Origin of the sequence: Sphingomonas edaphi (genome assembly GCF_003583725.1) — a bacterium.
In the GTDB taxonomy this organism is placed as follows: Bacteria; Pseudomonadota; Alphaproteobacteria; order Sphingomonadales; family Sphingomonadaceae; genus Sphingomicrobium; species Sphingomicrobium edaphi.
The window spans coordinates 85323-104105 of the sequence record NZ_QXTF01000004.1; the positions used below are offsets into that span (position 1 = coordinate 85323).

The window sequence follows — 18783 nt, forward strand, 5'->3', positions numbered from 1 at the left end:
GACACCCCGCCGCGGCTTAATGAGCCTGCTCGCATCCGTCGGCATTTCAGCTTTCATTCTTCCCTGCTCTTCATGGGCAAACCAAACCTCACGAGATCCCGCCCCTACCGCTGCGCAAACTACAGCCCAGCCAACCAACGTTCCTGCGGTCCTCAACTCAACCGGTAGCCCGATCGAACTCATCGTGCCGCTGCGAGAGCGGGTTCCCCTAGGCCAGGTCCGCATCCGGATCTTGCCCGACGATACCGTCGAGGTCTCCAAGGCGGACCTCGTCAATGCGGTTCGGCGCGGCGTTACGCCGCAATTCGTCGCGCACCTCGAAGGTACGGCAACTCCGAGCGGCTTCATCGACATCAAGGCGCTAGCTGCCCAAGGGCTTACGCTCCGTTTCGACACTGCTGAGCTTGAACTGCTGGCGACGTTCGACGCTTCCGCGTTCCCCGAACGGCGAATTGGACTTGGCTTTGATACGGTTTCCAGTGGCGCTGAGCCGGACGCATCCGCCTCCGTTGCGGCCTTTCTATCCTATCAAGGCAGCTGGGACTGGGTTCACAGCGGTTTCGACACCGGACTTCGTGAACCCCGGGTCAATTTCCAGTTCAACGGTCGACTTCTCCGGACCTTCGCCTTTGAGAACGAGTTCACCTACAACGGCAACGAACGGCGCGAGTTCACGCGTTTTGGATCTCGTGCCTTCCACGACATCCCGAGCAGCGCACTCCGCATTGGTCTTGGCGACCTCATCCCGATTACGACGGCGCTCCAGGAGCAGAGCGACATAGGCGGCATTGGCATTTCCAAGCTGCTCTCGACATTCCAGTCCGACCGCGTGTTCACCGCTTCAGCCGGTCGAAAGCTGACACTTCGCGAGCCAGCCACGGTCACCATCATCATCAATGGCGCACCGTCCCGGACCCTGCGCCTGATGCCGGGCAGCTACGACATTCAGGACCTGCCGCTGACCGGTGGCGCAAACCAGGTCGAACTACTGATCGAGGACGATGCTGGCGGCCGCCGGCTTGTCTCGTTCGATTTCTTCGAAGACGTTCTCCTGCTCGCGCCGGGTGTCGACGAATATGACGCGAAGATCGGCGTGCGCAGCGACGTCGACGAGCGCGGCCGCTACTATTTTGAGAATGAGCCGGTTTTCTCTGGCTTCTATCGGCGCGGAATTACGGACCAATTGACGATCGGTGGTAATGCCCAGACCAGCCGGGATGCGGTCCAGGTCGGCGGCGAAGTCACCTACGGGTCCCGCCTTGGCCTCGTAACCTTGGAAGCGAGCGCCAGCCGCCTTGACGATTACGGTACCGGTACGGCGATGCGCCTGCAGTATCGCTACTCAGCGCCCATGAAGACGCTGACGGGCAGCCGTCGCTTCGACTTGCTGACGCTCTACCGAAGCAAAGACTTCGGCGGCATCGAAGGCGCACCGAATAATCCTTACTCGGTCAGTGTCTCGGCCCGCTACAGCCAGCCTGTTTCAGAGCGACTGTCAGGCGGAGTTGGCGCGGACTATCGCCGCGGCCGCGACGGCGTGCGCGATTTCAAGGCGATACGCGCCGACGCCAATTATCGGCTGCGCAACAACATGAATCTCACGGGCTCGGTCGGTTACGAGAACCGTAGTGGCCTTGTCTTCGGCGCCTCGCTCTTCTGGCGCCTGGGCCGAGAGGCCTTGGCGACCGCGCGCTATGACAGCCGCAACGATGCTGCCAGCGTTGCCTATTTCCATACGCCAGAGCGCCTGCTCGACACCGTTGCCTGGGGAGTGGAAGGTACGCATTCTGAAGGCGGACGATGGGGCGCCAACGCAACCGCGATCTACCGAGGCAATCGCGGTGACTTCGAACTTGCTCATCGCACTACGTTCGGGACCGAGGGCCAGCCGCGCGACCAGGCATCCTCGCTTCGCGCCCGAGGAACCATTGCTTTTGCAGATGGCCAGCTCGCCCTCGGCCGCTATCTCACCAGCAGCTTTGCGATCGTCGAACCTCACGAAAGCCTGGGCGACGCACAGGTCTACATCGGCAACCGCGTTGCCGCCGATGCCGAAGCTCGCTCTGGCGCGCTTGGTCCCGCCCTTGTCAGCCTTGGCTCCTACTCCAAGCGTTCGCTCTACTACAGCGTGCCCGATGCCCCGATCGGCTATGACTTTGGGTCAGGAACCTTGGACCTTTATGCGTGGGAGCATGCAGGCTTCAGCCGAACTATCGGTTCTGAGTTCAACGTCTCGATCACCGGACGACTGGTCGATCCCAATGGCCAGCCTCTTGCCCTTGCGATCGGTACCGCAAAGCGGCTGAACGACCCGTCCTCACCTACGGTCGAAATCTACACCAACCGCGATGGACGCCTTGGCGCGTCGGGCTTGGCACCCGGGTACTGGCTCATCGACGCCGGCGGATATCAATATCCTCTGACCATTCGTGCCGAGGACGGCGCGTTGCTGAACGTGGAAGAACTGCGCCCCAACTCCAAGGGAGAGAATTCGCGATGAAACTGGCTCATCTTCTTCTCCTCGCAACTGCCGCGGCGATCCCCACGGCTGCCAGCGCGGCCGCGAAAGACTGCCGTGTTTTGCCGACACGGATCGATCCCACCCCCATCACGGTCAACTACGACCCCTTCGAGGTCGCGCCGGTCAACGAGGCCTTCAACGTAGAGGTGAGGACCGAAGACTGCCCGGATCCGCGCAATATCTTCCTCGAAGTCAGCTCCGACGATCCAACAGCAATTGATGGCCGCACCGTGTCCGCGCGGGGGCCTGGAGGACAGATCGTCCGGGCGATCCTCTCAGACAGGACCACCAGCAACGGGCGTGACAAGTTCTTCAACGTTAAGCTCGGCATCCAGGAGTTCTACGTTCTTATTGACCGGGGCCAGGTCGTTCCGCCCGGCGTTTACCGCGCGCCCCTGATTGCCAAGACGGTCCTTAATCAGGGCAACAACACGCCTGAGGCGCTTACCTCGTTCGAACTCGTGATCGTCGTCGGAGCAGCAGTTGGCCTGGCGCCGGCATCCTCGATGGAAATCAGTCTCGGCACCCTGGAGAATAACGACACGGCCATGGCGCCAGCGTCCTTCGATGCCTATGCCAACATCGATTACGAACTCGAAATCCTGTCGGACAATGGTTTTCGCCTAGTCCGGGACGGTCTTCCCGGACAGGCAGCAGTTGCGTTCGTCCCCGTACTCGATGCGCAGCTGCTGCCACCTTTTTCAGCGCGAGCGACCTTTGCTCGTCCGCTAGGTGCAGACAGCCGTCGTCGCCACCAACTGAACGCGAAGGTGCCGTCGATCGCCGGCGCACCGGCGGGCGATTATGAGGACGTGGTGACCGTCCAGATCAGCGCGAAGCTCGGGGGTTAGATCGGGCTGACGGTAAAGTGGACGGTGACCGCAGCATTAGCGTTGCGGCGAACGAGGTCCTGAACCCTCCAGTTCTGTGCGAGCTTTCGGGCGGAATCCCGGACCAGCACGGCATTACCGTCAACGATCGAAGCGTCTTCATGAGCGGCGCGGACAGTTCCGCCAAGCACGTTTGTCAGCCGAACCTCGACGCGATAGCCGGTCCGCGCGTTACAGACTTCCGTCACGGTTCCAAGATTCGCGAAGCTACCGTCAACGCTAGCGACGTGCTGATCCTGGGATATCTTGCAGAAGGGCAGCACCTGCGCCGCCAACACCATGGACTGGGTATCGCCCTGCGAGGCCGCTGAAGCTGGAGTAGCTCCAACGACAGATACGGCGGCGAACAACATTGCCCGAATTCGATACATGAGACGGCCTCCTGGAGCCGCCGTCATGACAAGAAAAAGCTGCCACCTCGTTAATGACCCGGTGCGCTTAAGGGCGGTGTTCCCCTGATGGTAGCGCCCTCCCCTGGGAAATTACTGTGATCGAGCGCGCCGATATCCCGCTGCCCGCGCCTCAGCCTCGCTACAGAACATCGCTTCGGCCCGGGTCTGATTATAATATTTCATGCCCGGCAGATGATAGATGAACTCACCTCTTCGGGAATGATTTCCCTTGATGTTGCAGGAGCTCACCGCACCAAAGGCATATTGAGGCCTGGTGCTACGAGACTTGGCACTTGGCTTGGTCGGCCGCCCCGTTCCGCGCTCGGCTCTCACCTCGGATGGCATTTGAAACGACCCCGCCCAAATGCCCCTGCGGGACGCCTTGGCGCTCTCTTCGGCCGACACATAGTCGGCAGAGTAGCGCCGGAACGCCACTGCATAGCCGGTTGCGACCATGGTTCGGTTGACGTCCACCTGGCCGACCGAGCAACGCGCAAGCGTTCTGCCGTGGACATCCTCTCCCATGGCCACGCACCTGACTTCTCGCCCGGTGACGAGTCTTGAGAGACGATCTGCCGATTCCTGCCCGCACGCCCAACGTTGACCAGCCTTGGTGCATTGCTGATCGAATTCCGGCGCATCGATACCGAAAAGCCGGATCCGCTGGTCACCAATCCGCAATGAATCGCCGTCGCCCGCAACGGCAACTCCGTAAATAGGAGAAGATGACGAAAGGGCGAGCGCTGCGATCAGATAAGCGAACATGACTTACGCTTATCGTGGCGTGTGTTCGATCAGGTAAAGGAAAAAGGTTATGCCCTGCGACGAATGCTAGGATCTTCCAACGCAGAGATTTCACGCCAGACGCCTCTTTGAAGGCGAATAAGCTCAGCGCCGCAAATACGGCATTCGCTCTCCCAACCATAGGGCGTCCGCTTGGCCTTGCGCTTGGAGCGCATGTGGCCTGTTACAGAGCGGCAAATCCGCTGAAGCATGTTGTCCCCCCGGACGTTTAATTGTGATTCCCGTCGGGGTTCTTAACCTAGGTTTATTGTTAATGCACCCGGGAAAAACCCGGAATTAACGCGCGACATTATTATTTTCCGGTTGGCTCAAGCCGCTTTCGCTGTTCGGAGGACAAGCTCATCCGGAGGCGACGGATCACTCGGCGGCCAGGGCGCGTCATCGAGATGGGGGGGACAAAGCCTCGAGCCGGAGCGCCTCAAGTTCCGCGGCCATTGCCAGCTGCCGCTCTTTCTCCGATGGGAGGTGCGCATTGAGCGCAACGATACGTTCCGCTTCAGCACGGAGCCGATAATAATCGGCGGTCAGTTCCCGCAACGATAAAATGGGGTCACGCCGCGCACTCAAAGGGTATTCACTCCAATTCCCGCACTCCAACCAGCTGGATGGCGTCGGGTCGTGGGCGGTCCACAGTCGAACTAGCCCTTTTGCATTCCCCGCTTGGCTGCCTTGGCGAGCAACTGATATTTCTCGGCCTCGAAGCGATGTGCGTCCCTCGCCACGCTTTCCGATGCACGATCGGCCAAGTCCCACTCAAGCATCGCCCGCAGCTGATAATACTCGTAATGCGTGTGACTTTGCGGACTTCCCATCGTCAGCTCTCCCTCACCCTCCCCCCGGCTTCGGCTCGAACAGCCCTTGATGGGCCTCGGGCGTGAACGCTCCCGAGGCCCAAGGGGGGACGCCAGAACGGCGGACCAGAGGGAAGCCTGCAATGAAGTGCCTTGAGTTCAGGAAAGGTTGTCGATCGATCCAGTTCGGAGCGTTTTAGTTTGACGCGTCAGCCTGACTCGACGCCCCCGCCCCCTAGTGTCGACAAGCAATGCTGCGCCAATAACGTGAAGGCCAGTCGGAAACGGCCAGCATGACTACCCGCATTGCTGGAGAAATCCGTTAAATCTGTGCTAATGACCTTAAGCACTAGTCGATCTGGGGGCGACATTGGCGCAGGTTTTCATCAGCTATGCCCGCTCCGAAGAAAAGGTCGCTCGCCGCGTCGCAGCCAAGCTGAAAGAAGCCGACTTTGACGTATGGTGGGACGCTGACCTTCCAGCCCACCGCTCCTATTCCGAGGTCATTGAAAAGCACCTCAAAGATGCACCAGCGGTTGTCGTTCTTTGGTCGAAGTCCGCTGCAAAGTCGCAATGGGTTCGAGCGGAAGCCGATTATGCGCGATCCGAAGGCAAGCTCGTCCAGGCACAACTCGATGCGCAGCTCCCGCCAATGCCTTTCAACCAAATCCAGTGCGCCAATCTCGCAGGCTGGAGAGGCAGTGACCGACACCCGGGCTGGTCCAAGCTTAGAGACAGCGTTGCAGCGTTGGTGGCAGGCGAGGATTTGCCGGCTTCTCCAACTGAGCCCTCCGCAAAATGGTGGCAAGTACGCCGGTATCAGTGGATCGGAGCCGGCGCAGTTCTCCTATTGTTGGCCGCTGCTTGGCTACTTCCAGCCTGGATGACATCCAACGGAGGCGAACGGCCAGTCGTAGCGGTGTTGCCGTTTGAAAGTCTCGATGAGCGAGATTCCAGCCTGGTCCTCGGCATCTGGGAAGACACCCGCAACGCATTATCGCGAAACCCCCAACTCCTCGTGCTCGGTCCCAATACCTCTGAAGAACTGGCAAAGAAGGACACGAAGGCGGTGCGCAACGCAGCTGACTATGTGGTTCGCGCCAACGTCCGCTCGGTCGGTAATCGGATCAGGGTCAGTGCAAATCTCGTTCGAACCAAGGACGATGCCCAGGTCTGGAGCGAACGATTTGATCGCAAGCTCGATGACGTGTTTGCACTTCAAGGCGAGATTGCGCGCGACATCGAAGGACGCATCCGGGGGCGCCTCGCGAAAAAGGGCGGCATCATGCCGGAGAACATCGCGACAACGGGCGAAGTTTACGCGCTCTACAGCGATGCGCGTGCGAAAATTCGAAAGCGGCAGCTTCATCTATTTGAAGAGGCAGAACGACAGCTCGAACAGGTCGTCGAAAAGGATCCGAATTTTGCGCCCGGATGGGCAACGCTTGCTGTCGTGCGCAAAATGGCAGGATTAGCACCTTCAAGCGGTCGGCCTGAACAGCTCGCTCGCCGGGCAATCACGCTCGCACCAAACCTCGCTGCGGGCCATGCGGCACTGGGCTTCACGTTGGAAAGCGGGCCCACCGCTCAGGCGGCGTTGAGAAAAGCCCTAGCGATAGATCCCAATGACATTGAAGCGATGAACTGGCTGGCCAACAGTCTTGACCGCAGCAAAACAGACGAACGGCTTCAGCTCTATTCGAGGATCGTTGAGCTGGAACCACTGTGGTGGCCGGCAATATTGAACAAGCTTGGCCTTCTGACCGAGAAAGGCGATCGGGCCGCTGCACAGGCTGAACTTCAGCGCGTCGAGCGCATTGGCGACAATTCGATAGCCGCGCTGATCAAAATTCACCTCGCGACCAGGTCAGGTGACCTCTCGAGCGCCGTGAACATCGGGCTCGCCGAGTACGCAAGGTCAGCCGGCTTCCAGCAGTCCGAGAACCGCAACCTGATGAACCTGATGTTGTGGGAGCCGCTGATGCAGCTCGGCTATTTCGCCGAGGCCGATCAGATCTTCCCGCCCCCGCCGCCCTCTAGAGCTTATATTCCCCTCATCCGGGAGAACGACCCGCGCGCTCTCGACATCGTTGAAGCACGCATGAAGCCGAGACAATTTTGGGAATTCGGACCTTTGCCCATCGTCTTGGCCCGCGTTTACCTGCTGAACGGACAAGGCCCTCGCCTCGCTCAAAGGTATCGCGACGTAGCGAAATCTCCGGCTGAGTTTGAACAGGTTGTGGGGCCAGGCCGGCTCCCTGACATTGCCCCGTCTGTCGCGCTGGCGCTTAAAGGTGCCGGCGACCCAGACCAGGCGGCCGCTTTGCTGACCCTGGCAGAATCCCGGCTCCCGAAAGCCACGCTAGGAGCTAGCGAGAAAATCCAGCTGGCGCGTATCTTTGCCGTTCAAGGGCGGACCGAAGAAGCGATGAGCTTGCTGAGCGACGCTATCAAGGATGGATGGTTGCCTCCCTATATGCCGGTCCACACTGACATCGCGCTGGATCCGCCGTTGGCCGAACTGAAAGTCGACCCGAGGTTCCAAAAGCTCAGACAGCAAATCCTCGGGCATCTCGAGAAAGAGCGCGCTGAGCTGGGCACTATCAATCTTCCAAAGGCAGCCATCTCTTAGCGACACCGCTGGTCGGCCTTGAATGGTCGCGATTAATCGGAACCGAGGCTCGCGCGCACGGACGCAAAGTATCGACGACCTAGCACGTCATAGAGCGACGGATCGGTATTCGCCTGGACCTGCTGAGACCCCACCAACGAGGGTTGAGTATCAAAAAGATTATTGACGCCAACGGTCAGCTGAAACCGCTTGGCGACATCGAACGTCACGCCGGCATCGAAGTAGTGGCGGGAGGCCAGCTTCACCGCGTTGGTCGGTATGGAAATTGGCGGCGGGCGGTTGATCGATTTGTTACCCGCCAGGCGGCCATCGACCGTCGAAGAGAAATAGCGGTGGCGAAGAGACAAATTGACTGGCCCGACCGTCCAGTTGGCACGATTGAACAGTTTCCACTTGGGCGCGGCGGTGCCGAGGATGGTCGTACCGCAGGGCGAGCCAAAGCTTCCCGCGCACTCGACGGGGTCTAGCGCCGCATTGTTCTGGACGCTTAGCTCCAGCAGCCGGCTACCGGACAGGTTGATCTGCGCATTTCCTGACAACAACGGAAATCTATAACTCAACTGCCAGTCGATGCCCCTTGCGCGCAGCCTTGCCAGGTTGGCGGTCGGAATGCGTAACTCCCGTACAAACCCATCGGGTCCGCGCGTGAAGGCCTGGCACAATGGATCGGCGGGATCCGCACCGCCCAGGATACACCCCGTGATCGCCCCCAGCGGGCCCTGCCCTCCACCGAAGACGCCGATCGCGTCCCGAATATTGATGTCGTAATAATCGATCGTTGCCATAAACGACCTGAAGGGCTGGGCGACCGCGCCGAGCGTGAAGGTACGAGCGGTTTCCGCCTTGAGATCGGTCGAACCGCCCGTCGTGACCAACGTCTCGTAAAAATCGAGGGGTAATCCGGCCGCGCCGTTGCGGGCACAGGCCTCGATCAATTCTGGCGTCAGGACAAACTGGTTGATGGGAGCACAAGGATCCGACGGCACTCCGAAATCGGTCAGCTCTTCCTCGTAGAGCTCACGAACATTAGGAGCCCTGATAGCCTGTTGGAACCCGGCCCGCAGCCGAAGCTCGCGAACGGGCGCCCAATTGCCCATGAGCTTCCAAGTCCAGACGCCGCCAACGCTATCATAGTCCGAGTAGCGAATGCCCAGCTCAGCATTAAGGTCATAAGCCAAGGGCTTGTCTCGAACGATTGGCACCAGCGCCTCGCCAAACAATTCGAAAACGCGTGTGCTGCCAGCTGCCCCAATCGATTTCAGGAAACCTAGCGTATCGCCTTCTTCGAACGAGTTGTCGGGCCGAAACACGTATGAAGTTCGACGCCAGGCCGCGCCAAGCACGGCCTTCAGCGGGCCAGCTGGAAGTTCGAACAGGTCTCCCTTCATCGTTAACTCGGCGATTTGCTCTTTGACGCGCGTCCGCTCGACGGGATTGATCCTCAGGAAGTCCGCCGCTTCGGGGCTGATCGTCTGTTCCCCGAAAATGTTGATCGGGACACAGCCGTTGGTGGGATCAATGCAAACGATCTGGCCCGAGCCGTTGTCCCGAGCCAGCATCGCCTGCTGCAATCGCCTGGCCGAGGCGCTGTTGAAATGCCGAGTGTCGTGGGAGACGTGACTACGACTGTAGTAGCCCTCGTAAGACCAGCCCCGGCCCAGCTCCCCCCGAAGTCCGATGAGCCCTCGATAGGCGTCCCGTTGGTCATTGGATTGGCGGGGTCCCAACCCGGTCAGCCGCGACGATATCCTACCCGGTGCAACGAGGCCGTCAGCGTCTCCAGTATAGGCCGGATTTAAAGTGAAGCCGGTCGAAGGATTGCCAAGAAACCCGCGCCTACCCTCCGCGTCACGTCCGAAGCTAATGTCCAGTAGTTGACGAGCCGATGATGACAGAAATGGGTTGTCGAGATTGATCAAAGCCGGAAACACGGAATCTGCGCCAGATCCGATTACTCCGGGCGCTGGCGCGAGCTGCTGCGGGGATCGGGTCCGGATATAACTAAATTCCACGAAGGGCTCGAATGCCTCGGATAGCTCAAGCGATGCGAGCAGGTTCGCGCTGATGCGCTTCAGCGGGACCTGCACGTAATTGTCCGGCGCAAAATTGTAGAGGTCCCCGGGTGGAAGAAACGGAACGATGTCGCCGCCTTCGGCGAAACGGGACCCCGGCAACCGGACGAGGCCGTCGCCTATTCCTGATGGAACCAGCAATCCAGGCTGCGGCCCGCCTTGAAATCTGCTCTCGGGAACTGTGGGACTGCCAGCTCGTACAAGCCCCCACTCCTCGTTGGCCGAGTTGCAGGACAGGCTGCCGGTTGCTTGGCCAAACCCCAGCTCATCGCGCGAACCCCTAAGAATACAGCCGTCCGATGCTGCGAATTCACTGAACGAACGAGAGCCTTGGAGCGACGGGCGCTGCTTGAGCCACCCGAGGGAAGCAATGACATTTCCCTTGTCGCCGAGAAAGCTCGAACCATAGGTCAGATCGGCACTGCTGACACTGGAATCGCCCACCTCTGTGATGTTTTGCCGGGCTTCGAGATGGAGGCCCCTGATGGTTGGCTTCAAAATGAAGTTGATGACGCCGGTTACGGCATCAGAGCCGTAAACCGCCGAAGCCCCGCCGGTAACGATGTCGACGCGATGGATCAGGGCTGACGGGATGGTGTTCACGTCGATTTCCGGGATCTGGCCTGCGTCATTCGCAATCCAGCGCCTGCCGTTGACCAGTATCAGCGTCCGGACGCTCCCGAGCCCGCGAAGGTCAAGCGTGGCCGCGCCAGTACCAGGATTATTCGAGGTGTTCGTGAAACCCGGTACCAGTTGAGGCAGTTGGTTCAGAGTCTGCTCGACATTGGGCACGCCCGTCAGAACAAAATCATCGGATCGAACGGACTGGACAGGACTGAAGCTCTGACGGTTCGGTGTCGCAATGCGTGTGCCGGTTACGACAATCGTTGCTGGCTCAGGTTCGCTAGGTTGCTCAATCGGCGCGGGCGACGGCTCGTCTTGGGTAGAGGCAGCGCGCAAGGCGGACGCAGCAGCTCCAGCGAGTAGCAGTGAACAGCTAACAAGCGCGGCCATGGAAAAGCCCCCTTGAACGCCATTTAACTTTTTTTAAACGCGCCGATCAAGTAACCGTCGAAAGGGAGCACGGTGAGCGCTCCTTCCGCAACCGCGACTAGCGCAACGACAATTGCGAACAGCGCGATCCTCTACCGCCAATGCGCTGATCCAGACCAAGCTGCGGGCGGAGTCCTCTGGGCTTCGGCCGCGCATCAACTCGGGTGAAGGATCGTCAACTAGCCCGTAGCGCGGTCGCGAAGTCTTCGAGTGCGATGATCTTTGACTGGGCTATCTCCTTAGACCGCTCTGCTGAAACCGGCTCTGCCATTCCGAAGCCCTGCCCATAGCGGCAACCAAGCTGCCGCAGCAGCATCAACTGCGCCTCCGTTTCAATATGTTCCGCGATGCATTGCTGCCCCATGGCTTTGCACAAGGCGAGCACGCCGCGCAGCAGGGGCAAGCCCGAATGAGCCGAGTGGACAGAGGAAACGAGCGAGCCATCAAGCTTCACGGTGTCAAAGTTGATTTCCCGAAGATAATTGATCGACGAATAACCCGCCCCGAAATCATCGAGTGCGATCCGTGCGCCGGCCTGGCTGAGTTGGGCGAGATTCTTACGCGCTGTTTTAAAATCGCTGAATAGCGCTGTTTCGGTGACCTCTACCTGCAACCGCTGGGGTGACAGTCCGGCCTCCCTGATGATGCGCAACACGCGAGCGGCGTAGCCATCCGTACAAAGTTCAACCGGGCTTAGGTTGAAAGACAGCCGGATAGAAGCGGGCCATTGCAGAGCAACCTCAGCCGCCTTGCCCAGAAGCGTTTCGGTCAGTTGCTCAATGACGTTCAACTGCTCCGTTATCGGAATAAACTCGGCCGGCGAAATCCAGCCAAGCTCGGAATGCTTCCAGCGCGCCAGAGCTTCAAAAGCGCGGAGCTCCAACGTTTCCAGATGAAATATCGGCTGAAATGCCAGCTCGACGTCATTGACTGTCCCCGGCTGACGAAGCGCCTGCTCGATAGCAGTCCGCCTCTGGATGTCCTGCCGCATCGCTAATGAGAATGACTCGACGACGCCTCGGCCCATCCCTTTGGCAGTATAAAGTGCGATGTCCGCTTCGCGCATGACCTCGGTCAGGTCCTGCGATGAATCGCGAAACGATAAGCCCCCACACGCGGAAACCATCATTTTCCGGCCGCCGAGTTCGTACGGTACGGAAACCAGTGCCACTGCACGTTGAACCATTTCAAACGCCTGATCGGCAGATTGCGTCTCGAACAGTATGGCGAACTCGTCACCACCAAGCCGCGCTACCAGATCGGTCGGTGCAAAAACGGTGGAGAGGCGCTCCCCCACCTGCAGTAGCAACTGATCCCCCGTGGGATGGCCGAACGTGTCGTTGATGGGCTTGAAGCCGTCCAAGTCTAAAATTGCGACGGCTCGGCCGACATTGTTATATTGATCGCTCTCAATTGCGCGGAGGAACCCACGCCTGTTTGCAAGACCGGTCAGCTGGTCGGAGTGCGCAATAACGCCAACCCGCTCCTGCTCGGCGAGGGCCACGGTTTCAGCGGCAATTGCCCGGGTACGCTGCTCTTCGATGTCGTAGCGCGAGGATACGAGACGCAGGAATGCGCGGTCCTGGACCGTCAACATTCGCAAAATGAGCAGGGAAAGCAGGATGAGGCACAAGCCCGCTCCCACCTGTATGGGATCTCCAGACACGATCAGCAGGGCGGCCATCGGCAGGTTAAGGATAAGGATGGCGGCCCGAGCTGATGCCGGAAAGCTGCTGAGGCCGTAGCAGGCGCCAATCGACGTCAGGCACGAGAACATGACTGCGGCCATCGGCCGCGTGTCGGCGCGGTATCCGTACAGCGTCATAACCCACGCGCAGAAAGTCGCGCAGACGAGCAGCGTCACGAAAAAGCTGGCTCGCAGCTCCCGCTGGATCTTGGAATCCTCAATCCTTCGGTTGCCATTCCTGAGCCAATAGATGGCGCGCGCTCCTATGAACGCCAGGAAGAATATCGTCGGATCATAGCCGCCGAACTGCTCTGGAATGACGGTAAAATGCAGCCCCATGAGATTGGCGACAAAGATGCCGTACACCCACGGGAACTGCTTCTTTAACGCAATAAAGCGCTGCCTAAGAATGGCGTTGTCGTGCGCCGTCTCCGCCGGAATGCCCAGTGCTCTGTCAATGGTCATCAGAAGACGCCAACTCATGGTTCCGGTGATAACGGCGCCAGCCTAAGATTTCCTCAATCGGCGCAGGCGAATGCCGGAGTTCAGGCCCCAAAAGGCATGCGCCGGCGTTTGACGTCTAGACATTATAGAGAGGGTACAGCAACCGCTTGCCCGCGCTTAGCCGCCATCCTCGTTAGCAGCGCGGTCATTCGGGTGAGACCATCGTCGCTAAGCTCAATAAAGCTCGAACGGGAATCACGCGGATTGGGAACCTTGCGGCACAGCCCCTGATCTAGGAGCGTCTTCATCCAGCGAAGCGCAGTCGTCGAGGGTACATTGCTCTCGAAAATGAGATCAGAAACCTTCAGGCGGTACTGCTCTGCATGCGAGATAAACAGTGCCAGCATCATGTCCCAACCAGGTTCGCCGAATAGTTCAGGATCGAAAACCTGGGCTCGTAGCTCCCGTCCCTTCTTAATCTCCGTAGCAAGTTTACCGAGCGGAACAGATCCCGCCGGCATCGGCACGACTGCCGTTTCTTGAAGCATGCCGTTCAGGGACTGAAAAACGCGCCGCGCAGCGGCGACATCCGCATCCGAAAGCGGACCAAGATGGGCAAATTCGCGACTGTTAACTGGGAAGGTCATTGCTAACTCCAACTGGTCACCCTTGCGGATGCATCTGGCACCGAGCTGGACCTAATTACGAAGTTGGGGATTAGCAGAACCTAGTCCGCTGGTCCGAAACGGACCAATCTCCGCCCGTTAAGGGCTGATCAACTGTGATCACCATCAAATGCCAAACAAGCAAACGGGGCGACCCTACCATTCGGTCTGGCCGCCCCGATGCATCAGATGGCACGCTGATTTGACGTTAAAAGAAAGATAGCATTCGCCCGAGCCAGCTCAACAGTGACCTGGTCCGAAGCGGTGCAATTAGCTGAAATCTGGAAGTGGCGGCTCAATTCCACACTCGATGCACATTGAGTCGATCGCTGCCTGCAGCCGTGCGCCAACGAGCCCAGATAAGCTAGTGTCGCGATCAAGCCATTCCAGCGCCTGGATCATGTGGGCCAAGGCAGCCTCCCGCATCTCGGCGGCTCCCATTTGTGCTGCCGGCTCAGGAATAAGATTCCCGGTCATCGCCTGCTCCCCCGCCCCATTTCGCTCAATCCTGGTCCAGATGCCGGCGCTTCCACAATCCGGATTAATACCGGGCTGGCAACGCTGATCGGTTGCTTAGGCCCTTGCTATCAATCGCCCGCGCTCAGCACCTTCAAGCACGAGAGCTGCTAACTTACCGTTAATATAACAGCCGATGTCAACTCCGATACGATTGGATTTAACGTCGATTTCTTCCGAAATGGTATGGCCGTGGACCACTATGGACCCATGATCGCTGGTGTCGGAGAGAAACTCTTCCCTGATCCAGCGGAGGTCCTTCGGCGCCTGCTGTTCGAACGATACGCCCGGCCTGACCCCGGCATGCACGAAGAGATAATCGCCGATCTGGACCTGATCCTCAAAGGTCCGAAGGAAGTTGATATGCTCGGGCGGAATGCGTGCCTGCATGAGTTCAGGCAGCAGCTCGGGCTGCGCGAATATCTCTGTCCGCGTCAGGCCGTAGCTCTCCAGCGTCTGCAGGCCACCGTACTGAAGCCAAGCACCGCATCTCTCGGCGTTGCCGTCGTAGCAATCCAGCATGACCTCTTCGTGATTACCGGCAAGGAAAGTCACGCTATTGGCCGGCAAGGTCCCCCGGAGACGCTCGATTACCCCTGCGCTGTCCGGGCCGCGATCGACCAGGTCGCCGAGGAAGACGATATGTACCGCCAGATCGTCTCGCGTCCGGTCAGTCTCAATCGCATCCAGCAAGCGATCGAGTTGGAGCTTGCAACCATGGACGTCGCCAACCGCGTAAACGCGCCACCCCTCAGGAACTGAAGGCGGTGTCGTGACAGGCTGACGTCGAAAACTGGGAAATGAGAATCGCATTGGACAGGAGTTCAGACCTAAATTGCGCCGCCACAGTACGGAGCGCGGATGGCTCCCTAGTGAACCGCCTGCGAAGGCACTAGCCCTTCCTCAGTCTGCGGAGGAATTTCGAACGCGACCACCGTTCCCTCCGGGCCAGTTTTCTCGATCCATATGCGCCCTCCGTGCGCTTCGACGATTGTACGCGCCAACGCTAGGCCGAGGCCAAGCCCGCCCTGTTTACTGGAAGACATGGCGGCAAAGGGATCGCCTACGCTGATCCCCGGGCCATTGTCGGTCACGGAGAACCTCGTGCCACCCGCTTCGCCCCGCTCAACACCGAAAGACAGCTTGGGTTCCTCGTCTTCTGGCAGGGCTTCCAAGCCGTTCTTGCCGAGATTGAAGAGCACCTGCTTGATCTGCGCTGAGTTACAGAAGACCAACTCTTCGCCCGGCGCGACGGTTACGTCGATCTGGGCTCGCCGACCCTTCCAAAGTGACCTCAGCAGCGGGACGACGGCGTCGAAGATGTCCTTAACCGGCATTTCCACCAGGTGGCTGCTCGAATGGGCGACAAGGTCTCGTGCCGCAGAAATTATTTGCGCAAGATGGAGGATCTGTTTGTGCCCCTCGGCGATCATCTCGGTAACCTTGCCGGGGTGCTCGATTTGGCGGGCATGGCGTGCAGCGGCAGAGAGATAATTTGATGCGATTGCGAGTGGCTGATTGAGCTCATGCGCCAGTGTGGCAGTAAGCGCGTTCATTGATTCAAGGCGCGCAAGCTCCTGCAATCGGGCCTCGGCCTCACGTAGTTGCGCATCCTTCGTGATGTCCTGATCGGTGCCATGTGCTCCGATAATCTGCCCGCTCGCATCTCGTACGGGCGCCGCCACGATCCTCCGCATGCTTGTGCGCCCGTCGGGCATCCGCACTTCTATGTCGTAAGTCCGCGTCTCGCCTTGGAGAACGGCATCGATCTCGGCTGCTATCCGATCTGCGTCGCCAGGACTGAAGTATTGGGAGACGTCGGAAAGCTGCGACACTTCCTCATCATCTCGCCTTCCATACATCGCTCGAAGGTTATCAGACCATTTGAGGCGATCTTCGGCCGGAAAATAGTCCCAGTCGCCCATGCTACCAATCTTTTGCGCCTCGTTGAGCCTGATGTTAGCCGCCAGTACCTCACTCACTCGGTCTCTCCGACGCTGCGCGGCAACGAGGACTGCAGCACCAGTGGCGATAATGGCGCATATGGCCGCGGCAAGGATTCCGAGCAGAACAAAGCGTCGCGGCGCCAACTGTTTGTCCACCAGCTCGGTGGACATGCCGCTGGTTGCGAACAGACTGTATCGAGCCAGCCGCCGATGAGAAAAATACCGAGGCACCCCGTCAAGCACACTTGGTCCCAGGTAAGTGCCATTGGGATTGGCCAACTGGCGCTTCATAACGAGCGTACCCCGCACATCCTCACCGCTACTCAGCATATTGCCGGTGCGCCGAGCGCGGGTGATGCCATCTAGCCCGATTAATGAGATCAGATCGTCGTCCTGAAACGAAACGTCGGTTGCGAAATCGGTGAAACGCTTTGGATCGAGCAAAACGGCGACCTTGCGCCGGCTATCGCCATCCAGAGCACGGACAACCGCGATTAAATTGCGGCCATCCGAAAAAGTTAGTGGCGGCGTGACGGACAGTGAGTGATCGCCGGTGACGCGCACGCCATCTAATACCTCCTTGTCGACATCCGATAGGCGAAGACCAGCAGGTGAAACGAGCGTTTGCCCGGGTACGTGGATGATCACGCCCTCGAAAAGCGGCGATCGGTCGAGCGAAGTACCTGAACCATCGGCCCTACCTAGCCCCGTTCCGTTACGGTGAATGTCCCGCTCGAGTTGCTGCGTCGCAAGGTCTGCGGCCTCGAGGGTCCTCAGAACATACTGCTCAAAACTGTAAGCGCGTGCCTGATTATCCCGAACAAGCGCTTCGGTCGCTTGGCGGCGCTCGAAGGCAAGCTGTTGGGCCGTCAGGAAACACGCCAGGACGATTGCTAGCCCCGACAGGACCAGAACGAACCATCGCCCACGCTCGGGCGTTCCCAGAAGGGTGCTCAGCCTGCTCTCACGGTCCATTGGGCCATTCCCTACAAGGCCAAGCACCTACACACTCCAACAACATCGGTTAATCCGGAATACCGTACTACTACGGTAGTAAAACAACGATATTTCTCAAAAGCTTGCGCCCGTCCATTTGCAGAGTGCCGAATCTGCCAGTGGAGTTAGTACCATGGCGCGTTCTTTTGCTGATTTGCGGACGCATCTTTTGTCCGGCCAGTCCCCGCCCCATGCGGTGAATGGTAGTGTGTCGTATTTGAGTAGCAGGCCTCATCTCGAGCAGAAGGCGGCAGCGCTCATTGCTGAGCGCGACAGGCGAGCGCAGTTCTTCGCTGAAGAACTCTTCGCGGATCCGGCTTGGGACATTCTGCTCGATCTTACCTTGGCTGCCCTCCAACAGCGCCGGGTGACGGTATCGAACCTGTGCATCGGTGCGCATGTCCCGCAAACGACAGCGCTGCGCTGGATCAAGATGATGGCTGATGAAGGCCTGCTGGAGCGTCAGGACGACCGGCTCGACGCGCGCCGCAAATTCGTGGCTCTGGCGCCTGCGACTTTGAAGAAAATGCTCGCCTATCTTGAGTCCATTGACCAGAAGACCGGTTGCGCTGGCTGATCCCATGATCCCTGACGATTCATACTGGGCCGAGCGCCTCGCTGATGCGGTCTGCAAGATGACAGCTGCGCAGTCGCCGAACATTCGGCAGATGCACGCCAAGTTGGCACAGCATTACCTTTCGATGGTTAGATGGAGTGAGGCACGGCGCCGGCAATTTATTCAGGAACTTGCCGAAGAGAGCCTACCCCTTGGGCTCATCGAGCACGGTTCGAAGCAAGTCAGCGAATGTACGGCAATTCAGCCTGTTCATTGCCCGCGCCCGGTGCATTTCGACAGTCCGCACGCTCAGGTCGAGCTCATGGGCAATAACCTTGTTCGGCTTGCCTTCGGCGAGAGCCATGACGACCTGACGCTCTCTCGGTGTCAGGTTGGCTAGAGCCTCATTGGAGGCAGGAGTATTACCAGGCTGAGCTTGCGCAATATCTGCGAGCTCACGCTCGATAATCGTCAAAAGTTCTTCTTCAGCAAAGGGCTTTTGAATGAAGTCCTTGGCCCCTAGCTTGATCGCTTTCACGGCAACATCGATGCGCCCGTGACCCGTGATCACAACCGTAGGGAGCCCGGCAGAGCCGTCTTTCATCTCGTTTAACACATCGAGACCGCTTCGCTCCGGCATCCGAAGGTCCAGCAGGACAACGCCTGGATCCAGTTCTGTTCTGGCGGCAAGAAAGACATCTGGATCGTTGAAGGACTTTACGCAGTAGCCGCATGCTTCGAGCATGATTTCCAGCGACCGGCACATTTCGACGTTGTCGTCGACGACAAAAACCCGGCCGCTCAACGAAGAGCCTCCG

At 59.0% G+C, this 18783-nt stretch carries 14 protein-coding genes; 4 read left to right on the plus strand and 10 right to left on the minus strand.

Annotated elements, in window-relative coordinates; genetic code table 11:
• Positions 1 to 19: 19 nt before the first annotated feature.
• Together D3M59_RS10795 and D3M59_RS10800 are read left to right on the plus strand one after the other, a co-directional pair.
• The gene (locus tag D3M59_RS10795; protein ID WP_233543234.1) at positions 20 to 2500 is read left to right on the plus strand and encodes a fimbria/pilus outer membrane usher protein; all 2481 of its coding nucleotides are present in this window, start codon (positions 20 to 22) and stop codon (positions 2498 to 2500) included.
• Positions 2497 to 3372, plus strand: a complete 876-nt coding sequence (locus D3M59_RS10800) for a hypothetical protein (protein ID WP_119533689.1) — start codon at positions 2497 to 2499, stop codon at positions 3370 to 3372. The genes D3M59_RS10795 and D3M59_RS10800 overlap by 4 nt, the downstream gene beginning before the upstream one ends.
• Here the strand turns inward: D3M59_RS10800 and D3M59_RS10805 are convergent.
• The 3 genes from D3M59_RS10805 to D3M59_RS12135 all read right to left on the minus strand — a co-directional run bounded on the left by D3M59_RS10805 (position 3369) and on the right by D3M59_RS12135 (position 5419).
• The gene (locus D3M59_RS10805; protein WP_119533690.1) at positions 3369 to 3782 is read right to left on the minus strand and encodes a hypothetical protein; all 414 of its coding nucleotides are present in this window, start codon (positions 3780 to 3782) and stop codon (positions 3369 to 3371) included. The two genes, D3M59_RS10800 and D3M59_RS10805, sit on opposite strands and share 4 nt — an antisense overlap.
• 111 nt (positions 3783 to 3893) lie before the next feature.
• Positions 3894 to 4568 (minus strand): thermonuclease family protein, encoded by a 675-nt coding sequence (locus tag D3M59_RS10810; RefSeq protein WP_119533691.1) that lies wholly within the window; start codon positions 4566 to 4568, stop codon positions 3894 to 3896.
• A 677-nt stretch (positions 4569 to 5245) separates the two neighbouring features.
• Positions 5246 to 5419 carry a hypothetical protein gene (locus D3M59_RS12135; RefSeq protein WP_158582012.1) on the minus strand — a complete coding sequence of 58 codons (174 nt, stop codon included), beginning with the start codon at positions 5417 to 5419 and terminating at the stop codon, positions 5246 to 5248.
• A gap of 349 nt (positions 5420 to 5768) precedes the next feature.
• On the opposite strand from D3M59_RS12135, the gene D3M59_RS10815 reads away from it, so the two are divergent.
• Complete coding sequence (locus tag D3M59_RS10815) at positions 5769 to 8030, plus strand: TIR domain-containing protein (protein ID WP_158582013.1); 2262 nt, start codon at positions 5769 to 5771, stop codon at positions 8028 to 8030.
• Between the two features lie 32 nt (positions 8031 to 8062).
• Here the strand turns inward: D3M59_RS10815 and D3M59_RS10820 are convergent, their stop codons facing one another.
• The 6 genes from D3M59_RS10820 to D3M59_RS10845 form a co-directional block, all read right to left on the minus strand.
• The gene (locus D3M59_RS10820; protein WP_119533693.1) at positions 8063 to 11116 is read right to left on the minus strand and encodes a TonB-dependent receptor domain-containing protein; all 3054 of its coding nucleotides are present in this window, start codon (positions 11114 to 11116) and stop codon (positions 8063 to 8065) included.
• A gap of 214 nt (positions 11117 to 11330) precedes the next feature.
• On the minus strand, positions 11331 to 13307 hold the full coding sequence (locus tag D3M59_RS10825) for a putative bifunctional diguanylate cyclase/phosphodiesterase (RefSeq protein WP_158582014.1): 1977 nt from the start codon (positions 13305 to 13307) through the stop codon (positions 11331 to 11333).
• Between the two features lie 122 nt (positions 13308 to 13429).
• Positions 13430 to 13945 (minus strand): helix-turn-helix domain-containing protein, encoded by a 516-nt coding sequence (locus D3M59_RS10830; protein ID WP_147416752.1) that lies wholly within the window; start codon positions 13943 to 13945, stop codon positions 13430 to 13432.
• Positions 13946 to 14221: 276 nt separating this feature from the next.
• Positions 14222 to 14428 (minus strand): hypothetical protein, encoded by a 207-nt coding sequence (locus D3M59_RS10835; protein WP_119533696.1) that lies wholly within the window; start codon positions 14426 to 14428, stop codon positions 14222 to 14224.
• 96 nt (positions 14429 to 14524) lie between these two features.
• Positions 14525 to 15160, minus strand: coding sequence for a metallophosphoesterase (locus D3M59_RS10840; protein ID WP_233543235.1), 636 nt, complete (start codon positions 15158 to 15160; stop codon positions 14525 to 14527).
• Positions 15161 to 15336: 176 nt separating this feature from the next.
• Positions 15337 to 17388, minus strand: a complete 2052-nt coding sequence (locus D3M59_RS10845) for a sensor histidine kinase (protein WP_119533698.1) — start codon at positions 17386 to 17388, stop codon at positions 15337 to 15339.
• A gap of 238 nt (positions 17389 to 17626) precedes the next feature.
• Between D3M59_RS10845 and D3M59_RS10850 the strand changes: the two genes are divergently transcribed.
• Positions 17627 to 17986, plus strand: coding sequence for a hypothetical protein (locus D3M59_RS10850; RefSeq protein ID WP_147416753.1), 360 nt, complete (start codon positions 17627 to 17629; stop codon positions 17984 to 17986).
• A gap of 184 nt (positions 17987 to 18170) precedes the next feature.
• Here D3M59_RS10850 and D3M59_RS10855 read toward each other — a convergent pair whose 3' ends face one another.
• Positions 18171 to 18770, minus strand: a complete 600-nt coding sequence (locus D3M59_RS10855) for a response regulator transcription factor (protein WP_119533700.1) — start codon at positions 18768 to 18770, stop codon at positions 18171 to 18173.
• Positions 18771 to 18783: the final 13 nt, after the last annotated feature.